This window comes from Streptomyces sp. NPDC051173 (assembly GCF_040689515.1).
Taxonomy (GTDB): domain Bacteria; phylum Actinomycetota; class Actinomycetes; order Streptomycetales; family Streptomycetaceae; genus Streptomyces.
The window spans coordinates 1-5,080 of the sequence record NZ_JBFBBD010000144.1; the positions used below are offsets into that span (position 1 = coordinate 1).

Annotated in this window: 2 protein-coding genes; both read right to left on the reverse strand. The window is 73.3% G+C overall.

Features of this window, described 5'->3' with window-relative positions:
• The coding region (locus AB0435_RS33800; RefSeq protein ID WP_366428700.1) for a type I polyketide synthase at positions 1-2,003 on the reverse strand (2,003 nt) is incomplete at its 3' end.
• 37 nt (positions 2,004-2,040) lie between these two features.
• Positions 2,041-5,080, reverse strand: a 3,040-nt coding sequence (locus AB0435_RS33805) for an SDR family NAD(P)-dependent oxidoreductase (protein ID WP_366428701.1), incomplete at its 5' end; no start/stop codon positions are given.

The window sequence follows — 5,080 nt, forward strand, 5'->3', positions numbered from 1 at the left end:
CCACCACCCACGGGCAGCGCACCCATCAACCGCGCCCGCGCCGCCACCAGGCGGCACGCGTCCTCCAACGAGAACACCCCCGCCACATGCGCCGCCGCGACCTCACCGATCGAATGCCCCGCCACGAAATCCGGACGGACACCCCAGGACTCGGTCAGCCGGAACAGCGCCACCTCCTGGGCGAACAACGCCGGCTGCGTCCACCCCGTCTCCTCCAGACGCTCCGCATCGGTGAACATCACCTCCCGCAACTCACCGTCGAAACCAGCCAGCACCGCGTCGAAGGCCTCAGCGAACACCGGGAAGCGTGCGTACAACTCCCGGCCCATGCCCACCCGCTGCGAACCCTGACCCGAGAACAACACCGCGAGCTTCCCGGCCACGTCCCCGGCCGCCCCGCGGGCGACCTCGGCCACGGTGCCGTCCTCCCCCGCCAGCAGCACCGCACGGTGCTCGAGGTGGGCGCGGGAAGTGGCCAGCGAGAAGCCCGCGTCGAGCGGTGACACGCCGGTCAGCGCGGTGATCTGCTCCAGCTGTGCCGCCAGCGCTCGCTCGGATTTCGCGGAGACCGGCCAGGGCACGGACGCCGGCGAGATCTTCGGCTCGCCATCGGCGTCGGGCTCCTCGGCGGCCGGCGCCTGCTCGATGATGACGTGGGCGTTCGTGCCGCTGATCCCGAAGGACGACACACCCGCACGCCACGGCCGCTCCACCTCCGGCCACACCACCGCATCCGTCAGCAACTCCACCGCACCGGACGACCAGTCCACATGCGACGACGGCGCGTCCACATGCAGCGTCTTCGGCAGCACACCATGACGCATCGCCAGGACCACCTTGATGATCCCCGCCACACCCGCAGCAGCCTGCGTATGCCCGATGTTCGACTTCACCGACCCCAGCCGCAACGGCCGCCCCGCATCACGGTCCTGACCATAGGTGGCCAGCAACGCCTGCGCCTCGATCGGGTCGCCGAGGGTCGTGCCCGTGCCGTGTGCCTCGACCACGTCCACCTCGGACGCCGACAGTCCGGCGCTCGCCAGTGCCTGCCGGATCACGCGCTGCTGGGACGGGCCGTTCGGTGCCGTCAGGCCGTTGGACGCGCCGTCCTGGTTCACCGCCGAGCCGCGCACGACGGCGAGGATCTGGTGGCCGTTGCGCTGTGCGTCGGAGAGGCGTTCCAGTACGAGGACGCCGGCGCCCTCGGACCAGCCCGTGCCGTCCGCCGCGTCCGCGAACGCCTTGCACCGGCCATCCGTCGCGAGACCGCCCTGACGGGCGAACCCCGCGAAGCTCATCGGGCTCGACAGCACCGTCACACCGCCGGCCAGCGCCAGCGAGCACTCGCCGGAGCGCAGGGCGTGGGCCGCGATGTGCAGCGAGACGAGGGAGGACGAGCACGCGGTGTCGACGGTGACCGCAGGCCCCTCCAGGCCGAAGCTGTACGAGATCCGTCCGGAGAGGACGCTGCCCGCGAGTCCGGTGCTGGCGTGGCCTTCGACGTCCTCGCGGGAGTTCATCACGACGCCGACGTAGTCGACGCCGTTCGTGCCGACGAACACACCGGTCTCGCTGCCCCGCAGGGAGACGGGGTCGATGCCGGCCCGCTCCAGGGCTTCCCAGGAGGTCTCCAGCAGCAGCCGCTGCTGGGGATCCATCGCCACGGCCTCGCGTGGCGAGATGCCGAAGAAGCCGGCGTCGAACGCGGCGGCGTCGACGAAGCCGCCCTCGGCCGCCGTCCGCATACCGTCACCATCGCCCGTCAGAAGGCCGAGGTCCCAGCCGCGGTCCGTGGGGAACGGCGCGATGCCGTCGCGGCCCTCGTGCAGCAACTGCCAGAATTCTTCCGGCGACCGCACTCCGCCCGGGAACCGGCAGGACATTCCGACAATGGCTATGGGCTCCTGCTTGCCGGACTCGGCCTCCAACAGCCGTTGGCGGGTCCGGTGCAGATCGGCCGTGACCCACTTGAGGTAGTCAACGAGCTTGCTGTCATCGGGCATGACGAGAAACCTTCCCTGTGAAATGTGGAGGCCGGACTCAGCGAGCGCTGTGACGGCCGAGCTCGTTGTCGATGAAGGCCAAGATCTCATCCGTGTCGGCGGCTTCGATCCGTTCGACGACCTCGTCGCCGGTGTCCTCCGTCTCCGTTCCCCGCCACTTCTCCAGCATCTGGAGCAGTCGGCCGGAGACGGCTGTTCTGGTGCGGGCGTCCGGCTCGCCGGCGGCGAGCGCGGAGTCGAGCCGTGCCAGTTCCGCGAGGAGTGCCGAGCCCGCGTCGGCCACGGCCTCGTCCACGAGCTGCGGAACGAGGTGGGCGGCGAGCACGGTGGGGCTGGGGTAGTCGAACACGAGGGTCGCGGACAGCCGCAGGCCCGTCGCGGCGGTGAGCCGGTTGCGCAGCTCGACGGCGGTAAGCGAGTCGAGGCCCAGGTCGCGGAACTCCCGCCGCGCGTCGACGCCCTTGGGTGAGGCGTGGCCCAGTACGGCCGCGGTCTCGGTCCGCACCAGGTCGGTCACGATGCGCGTGCGCTCCTCCGGCCGCGCCTCGCGCAGCCGGCTGCCGAGCGTCGTGGCGGCTTCGGCGCCTCCCGCGGAGACCGCCGCCGTGCGCCGGGTCCCCTTGAGGAGGCCGCGGAGCAACGGCGGCACCTCGCCGCGGACGCGCGTGCCGGCGACGACCGGGCCGATCGGCACCAGGTGCGTCTCGCCGGACGCCGTGGCGGCGTCGAACAGCGCGAGCCCCTGCGCGGCGAGGAGCGGAGGCACACCGGAGGAGGCGATGCGCCGCATGTCCGCCTCGGACAGGGCGCCCGTCATTCCGCTGCCCTGCGCCCAGGCGCCCCAGGCCAGGGACTGCGCGGGCAGGCCGCGGGCCGCACGGTGGCGGGCCAGCGCGTCGAGGAAGACGTTGCCCGCCGCGTAGTTGCCCTGACCGGCGCTGCCCATGACGCCCGAGATCGAGGAGTACATGACGAAGGCGGCGAGCTCCGTCCCTTGGGTGAGCTCGTGCAGGTGCCAGGCCGCGTCCGCCTTGGGCCGCAGCACACCCGACAGGCGTTCCGCGGACAGGGCCGTGACCACGCCGTCGTCCAGCACGCCTGCCGTGTGGACGATCGCGGTCAGCGGGCGGTCCAGGGTGTCCAGCAGCCGACTGACCGCGCCGCGGTCGGCCATGTCGCAGGCCATGACGGCCACATCGGCGCCGAGGGCGGTCAGTTCCTCACGCAGCAGGGGCGCGCCCGGGGCGGCCTCGCCCCGCCGGCTCACCAGCGTCAGGTGCTTCACGCCGCGCTCGGCCACGAGGTGCCGGGCCAGCACGCCGCCCAGGCCACCGGTGCCGCCGGTGATCAGCACCGTGCCGTCCGGATCCCACGCGGGCGCCGCGGACGTCGCGTCGTCCTGGCCGTCCTGTGCCACCGGCCGCGCCAACCGGCCCACGTGCACGGCGCCTTCGCGTACGAGGAACCGGTCGTCGCCCGAAGCCGACAGGCCCGGCAGGGCCGGGAGCACGGCCGGGACGTCCCCGGCCTCGGCGTCCAGCAGCACGAACCGGCCCGGGTGTTCCGACTGCGCCGACCCCACCAGACCCCACACCGCGGCACCGGCGAGGTCGTCGCCGGACACCGCGCCGCGGGTCACGAACACCAGCCGCGACGCGGCGAACCGCTCCTCCGCCAGCCACTCCTGCACCAGCCCCAGGACCCGTGCCGTGAGTCCGTGCACGGAGCCGGGCACGTCCTCTCCCGTTCCCGAGACCGGGACCACGACCAGGTCCGGGACCTCCGCCAGCTCGGCCGGCCCTGCCGGCCCTGCCGGACCCGCCGGACCCGCCGGACCCGCCGGACCCGCCGGACCCGCCGCGTCGAGCGTCACGCTCCGCACCTCGCCGGAAGCCCGCGCCTCCGGGGCCGCCACCCACTCCAGCCGCAGCAGCGAACCCTGTTGCGCGGACTGCCGTGCGGTCTTCCGGGCCCCGAGGACCAGCGAGTCGGCCGACAGGACCGGCGCGCCCTCGGCGTCCGCGACGGCGACGGAGAAGGCGTCCTCGCCGGCCTTGGCGACGCGTATCCGCACCACCGAAGCGCCGCTCGCGTGCAGCGACACGCCGCTCCACGACGACGGCTCCATGCCCTCGTCACCCCCGGCCGCCCGGGTCACCGCCTCCAGCAGCGCCGGGTGCAGCCCGAAGGCCCCGGCATCGCCCACTCCGTCCGGGAGCGCGGCCTCGACGAAGGTCTCGTCGCCCCGGCTCCAGAGGGCACGTACGGTACGGAAGGCCGGACCGTGCTCGACGTCTCCGGTGACGTCCTCCGGGGCGACGGCCACGGCGCCGCTCGGCGGCCACACCGAGGTATCGAAATCCGCTGCCGGCACCGGGGAGTCCAGCAGCATGCCGCCCGCGTGCTCCGTCCACGCCCCGTCCGCGGAGTCCGCGGCCCGCGCGTGGATGCGCACCGGGCGCGCGCCCTCCGCGTCGGGGGCACCGACCCGCACCTGGAGGAGCACGTCGTCGCCGGACAGCACAAGGGGCTTGGCGAAGGCGAGCTCGCCCACCCGGTCACAGCCGACGTGGTCGCCTGCGCGGACGGCCAGTTCGAGGAATCCGGCGGCGGGGAAGACGGACACGCCGTCGAGCACGTGGTCCAGCAGCCAAGGGTGCGTCCGTGCCGACAGCCGGCTTGTGAAGAGCATCCCGTCGGAGTCGGCCAAAGGCACCGCCGCACCCAGCAGCGGATGCCCGGCGGGCATCAGGCCCGCGGCGGACACGTCACCGACCGGGACGGCCGGCTTCGGCCAGTAGCGCTCGTGCTGGAAGGGGTAGGTGGGCAGGTCCACGCGGCGGGCACCGGTACCGTCGAAGAACCCGGCCCAGTCCACCGCGACACCGGCCACGTGGAGGCGCGCGAGGGCGGTCAACAGGGCCGTCTCTTCCGGTTGTTCCTTGCGGAGTGCCGCGACCGCGACCGGGACGTCCTCCAGGTTGTGCTGGGCCATGGCCGTCAGCACACCGTCCGGCCCCAGCTCCAGGAAGACCGAAGCACCCTCGGCAGCCAGGGCCTTGACGCCGTCGGCGAAG